General features: G+C 70.9%; 2 protein-coding genes and 1 pseudogene. All 3 read right to left on the minus strand.

The window, feature by feature from the left end; genetic code table 11:
- Nucleotides 1-22: 22 nt before the first annotated feature.
- Nucleotides 23-1,429: an FAD-dependent oxidoreductase gene (locus VLF38_RS14680; RefSeq protein WP_325271984.1), complete on the minus strand. Its 1,407-nt coding sequence runs from the start codon at nt 1,427-1,429 to the stop codon at nt 23-25.
- Nucleotides 1,426-3,504: a molybdopterin oxidoreductase family protein gene (locus tag VLF38_RS14685; RefSeq protein ID WP_325271985.1), complete on the minus strand. Its 2,079-nt coding sequence runs from the start codon at nt 3,502-3,504 to the stop codon at nt 1,426-1,428. The genes VLF38_RS14680 and VLF38_RS14685 overlap by 4 nt, the downstream gene beginning before the upstream one ends.
- Before the next feature lie 25 nt (nt 3,505-3,529).
- Nucleotides 3,530-4,468, minus strand: a pseudogene (locus tag VLF38_RS14690) (MFS transporter); the annotation flags it as partial.

A 4,468-nucleotide genomic window follows, 5' to 3' on the forward strand; every position in this document is an offset into this window, starting at 1 on the left:
CGGGAACACCGCGTTACATGGATCAGACAGGCGCCTTGGCCGCCTCGATCAGCTCGCGCACGACTGAGGAGCAGCCGCCGCAGCCGGTGGTGGCACGGGTCTTCTCCTTCGCCTCCTCGAACGTGCGGCACGAGCGGATCCGACCGGCACTGACGCCGGCGCAGGCGCAGACCTCGGCGTCGTCGGGCAGCAGGATCGAGCTGTCGCCCTCGGGCCGGTCGGCCATCAGCAGCTCGCCGGGCTCGGAGTCGGCCAGGATCGTGCGGCGGTCGAAGAGCTGGGTGATCAGGCCGATCCGCGACAGGTCTCCGATCAGGGTGCCCGCGACGATCACGTTGCCGTCGACGACCAGCTTGCGGTGCGTGCCGACGATCGGGTTGGTCACCTCCACGACGTCGCCCTCGGTGTGCTCCGGGTCGCCGAGCACGGCGACGTCGAGGCCGGTCGCGCGCAGGCGCGCCACGGCACGGGAGCCTTCGTACTTCACGTCCTCGCCGGTCAGGTGGGCGGCGAGGAGACCCGCCTGCTCCCACGCCGGTGGCACGAAGCCGGTCACCTTGCCGGCGTGCTCGGCGCAGTCACCGATCGCGAAGATCGCGTCGTCGTCGACGGACTCGAGCCGGTCGCCGACAACCACGCCGCGGCGTACGGTCAGGCCGGCGCGACGGGCCAGCGCGGTCGACGGGCGGCCGCCCGCGGTGAGGACGACGAGGTCGGTCTCGAGCAGGAAGCCGTTGTCGAGCTTGAGCCCCTCGTCGGTCAACCGGACCGCGCGGGCACCGGTGTAGACCTCGGTGCCGAGCTTCTTGAGGTGGCGCTTGAGGACCGTGCCACCGCGACGGTCGACCTGCTGCGACAGCAGGTGCTCGGTGCCCTCGACGACCTCGGTCGCGACGCCGCGGACGCTGAGCGCGCGGGCGACCTGGAGGCCGAGCAGGCCACCGCCGACGACGACGGCGCGGGATCCCTCGGGCAGCGCCTCGACGGCCTCGATCAGCCGCTCGCAGTCGGCGAGGCTGCGGAAGGCGTGGACCTTCGGGTGCAGCGCGCCGTCGAGCTGGACGAGTCCCCGGATCGGCGGCAGCGTCGGGATCGCACCGGTCGCGAGGACCAGCTTGTCGAACTCGATCTTGGTGCCGTCGACGAGCATCACGTCGCGCAGGTCGCGCTCGATCTCGAGCACGCGCGCACCCGTGCGCAGGTCGACACCCTGCGCGGCGTACCACTCCGGCTGGCGCAAGGTCAGCGCGTCGATCGGGTGCGTGCCCTCGAGCACCGCCGACAGCAGGATCCGGTTGTACGCCGGGTGGTCCTCGTCGCCGAGCACGGTGATGTCGCCGTCGTAGCGGCGCGCCACGAGCTCCTCGACCAGCCGTGTCGTCGCCATGCCGTTGCCGACGATGACCAGCCGCTCTCGCTTCTTGCTCATGCCGTTGCCGCACCTTCCGCCGTGATCCGGGCCGCGCAGACCTTGAACTCCGGCATCCGGGAGTACGGGTCGAGCGCGTCGTTGGTCAGCTTGTTGGCGCCCACCCAGTGGAACGGCACGAAGACCGTGTCGGGCCGGATGGTCGTGACAACCCTGACCGGGGCCACCATGACACCACGACGCGTCTCGAGCGTCACCGACATGCCCTCGACGTAGCCGGCACGTCGGGCCAGCATCGGGTGCATCTCGATGAAGGCACCGTCGTCGGGGAGGTCCTTGACCCGGCGGGTCTGCGCGCCCGACTGGTACTGCGCCAGGACCCTGCCGGTGGTCAGGAAGAGGGGGTACTCCGCATCGGGGACCTCGGCCGGGCCACCGTGCTCCACCGCGATGAGCTTCGCGCGCCCGTCTGGGGTGAAGAACCGGTCGGCGAAGAGGCGCTCGGTGCCGACGGTGCCATCGGCGTTGACCGCCCCGGCAGGCGCGGGCCAGAAGACGCCCTGCTGCTCGCGGACCAGGTCGTAGGTGATGCCGGAGTAGTCGGCCTTGCCGCCGGCGCTGGCGCGGCCGAGCTCGGCGAAGATCTCCTCGGGCTCGGTGGAGAAGGCGATCGGCGACTTCAGCCGCTCGGCCAGGCCGGCGATGATGTCGAGGTCGCTGCGTACGCCGGCGGGCGGGGTGATCGCCTGGTTGCGCAGGATCACCCGGCCCTCGAGGTTGGTCATCGTGCCTGTCTCCTCGGCCCACTGCGTGACCGGCAGGATCACGTCGGCACGCGCCGCCGTCTCGCTCATCACCATGTCGGCGACGACGAGCAGGTCGAGCGCGTCGAGCCGCTCCCCCACGTGGTTGGCGTTGGGGGCGCTGACGATGATGTTGGAGCCGAAGACCAGCAGCGCCTTCGGGCCGTCGGGCTGCCCGAGCGCGTCGAGCAGCTCGTACGCCGAGCGGCCCTTGCCTGGGATCGTGGCGGGGTCGACGCCCCAGACGCCGGCGACGTGCTCGCGCGCGGCCGGGTCGTCGATCATCCGGTAGCCCGGCAGCTGGTCGGCCTTCTGGCCGTGCTCACGACCGCCCTGGCCGTTGCCCTGGCCCGTGAGACAGCCGTAGCCGGCGTACTGCTTGCCGGGCATGCCGAGCGCGAGGGCGATGTTGATCCAGGACACGACGGTGTCGGCGCCCTGGGCCTGCTGCTCGGCGCCGCGTGCGGTCAGGATCGTCACGCGATCAGCCGTGCCGAGGAGCTCGGCGACCTCGCGCAGCTCGGGGGCGGTGATGCCGGTGACGCGCTCGCCGCGCTCGGGCCACCAGGCCATGACGGAGGCCTTGACGTCCTCCCAGCCGGTCGTGCGGTTCTCGATGTAGTCGAGATCGACGTGGCCGTTGCCGATGATCAGGTGGAGCAGCGTCTGGGCCAGGGCGAGGTCGGAGCCCGGGGTCGGCTGCAGCACGACGTCGGCCTTGTCGGCGGTGGAGGTGCGGCGCGGGTCGATGACGACCACCTTGCCGCCGTTCTCGCGCAGCCTGGCCAGGTGGCGCGCGGCCGGCGGCATGGTCTCGGCGAGGTTCGAGCCGACCAGGACGAGGACGTCGGTCTGCTCGATGTCGGCGAGCGGGAACGGCAGGCCGCGGTCGACACCGAACGCCCGGATCCCGGCGTTGGCCGCGGAGCTCATGCACCAGCGGCCGTTGTAGTCGATCTGGCTCGTGCCGACCGCCACGCGGGCGAACTTGCCCAGCTGGTAGGCCTTCTCATTGGTCAGGCCGCCGCCGCCGAAGATGCCGATGGAGTCCGGGCCGTGCTCGTCACGGAGCTCGGTCAGCCGGCCCGCGACGAAGTCGAGCGCCTCGTCCCACGGGACCGCGCGGTACTCCCCCGTGGCGTCGTCCTTGATCAGTGGCGTGGTGATCCGCTCCGGGTGCTTGAGGAGCTGCGCGGAGGTGAAGCCCTTGCGGCACATCGCGCCCTTGTTGACCGGGAACTCCGACCACTCCGACACCTCGACGGTGCGCGCGCCGGAGAGCCGCATGCCGCACTGCAGCGAGCAGTAGGGGCAGTGGGTGGTGGTGCTCATGGGAGTCTCCGATCGGGAGCGTGCGTCAGATGCGGGCGTGCGCGAGGCTGGGGATGCGCTCGGTGAAGAGGTGGCGGCGGGTGTACTCGAACCAGGTCAGCGCCAGGCAGAAGACGTAGTAGCCGGCAAAGACCACGAACGCCGAGCGCACCGCCGCGACCGGGTCGTCCACCCAGGGCGCGCCGAAGGTCATCGGGATCAGGAAGCCACCGAGGGCGCCGACCGCACCAGCGATCGCGATCACCGCCGACGACGACCTGGTCGCCGCCACGACCGCAGCCTCGTGCTCCGCGGAGCTCTCCTCAAGACCGTCGGTGTGCTGGTGCCGCCAGATCAGCGGGATCATCCGCGAGGTGGAGCCGTTGCCGATGCCCGTGGCCGCGAAGACCACCACGAAGGCGGCGAGGAACCACGGGAAGAGCGACTGGTTCTCCAGCGCGATCGCCGGGTCCTTGGCGGGGTTGGGGGTGAGCGCGGACAGCGTGGCGAGCACGCCGGCGGCACCGAGGATCATCACCGCGAAGACCGCCAGCGTGACCCGGGCACCACCGAAGCGGTCGGCCAGCCAGCCACCGACCGGGCGGCTCAGCGAGCCGACGAGCGCGCCGATGAAGGCGTAGTAGGCGAAGTGGATCCCGACGGTCTCCCCCGTCGCCGGGTCGACCACCGCGAAGTTGAGCTTGATCAGCAGTGGCATGGCGGCGGCGTACCCGATGAACGAGCCGAAGGTGCCGATGTAGAGCAGCGACATCACGATCGTGTGCTTCTGGGTGAACATCGCCATCACCTGGCGCGGGTTGGACTTCGCGGTGCGCAGGTTGTTCATCGAGCGCGCGGCACACACGGTCGCGATGACCGCCAGGCCTGCGTAGAGGTAGCCGGCGCGCTCGAGGTGGAGGACGCCGCCCTTCACCAGGCCGAAGAGGCCGGTCCCGCCCACGATGAGCGGGACGAAGAACTGCGC

Source organism: Nocardioides sp. (assembly GCF_035481145.1).
Taxonomy (GTDB): Bacteria; Actinomycetota; Actinomycetes; order Propionibacteriales; family Nocardioidaceae; genus Nocardioides.

Bases quoted from the DNA above. Each gene is read 5' to 3' on its own strand.
- VLF38_RS14680 (WP_325271984.1), bottom strand. From the start codon at position 1,429: ATGAGCAAGAAGCGAGAGCGGCTGGTCATCGTCGGCAACGGCATGGCG.
- VLF38_RS14685 (WP_325271985.1), bottom strand. From the start codon at position 3,504: ATGAGCACCACCACCCACTGCCCCTACTGCTCGCTGCAGTGCGGCATG.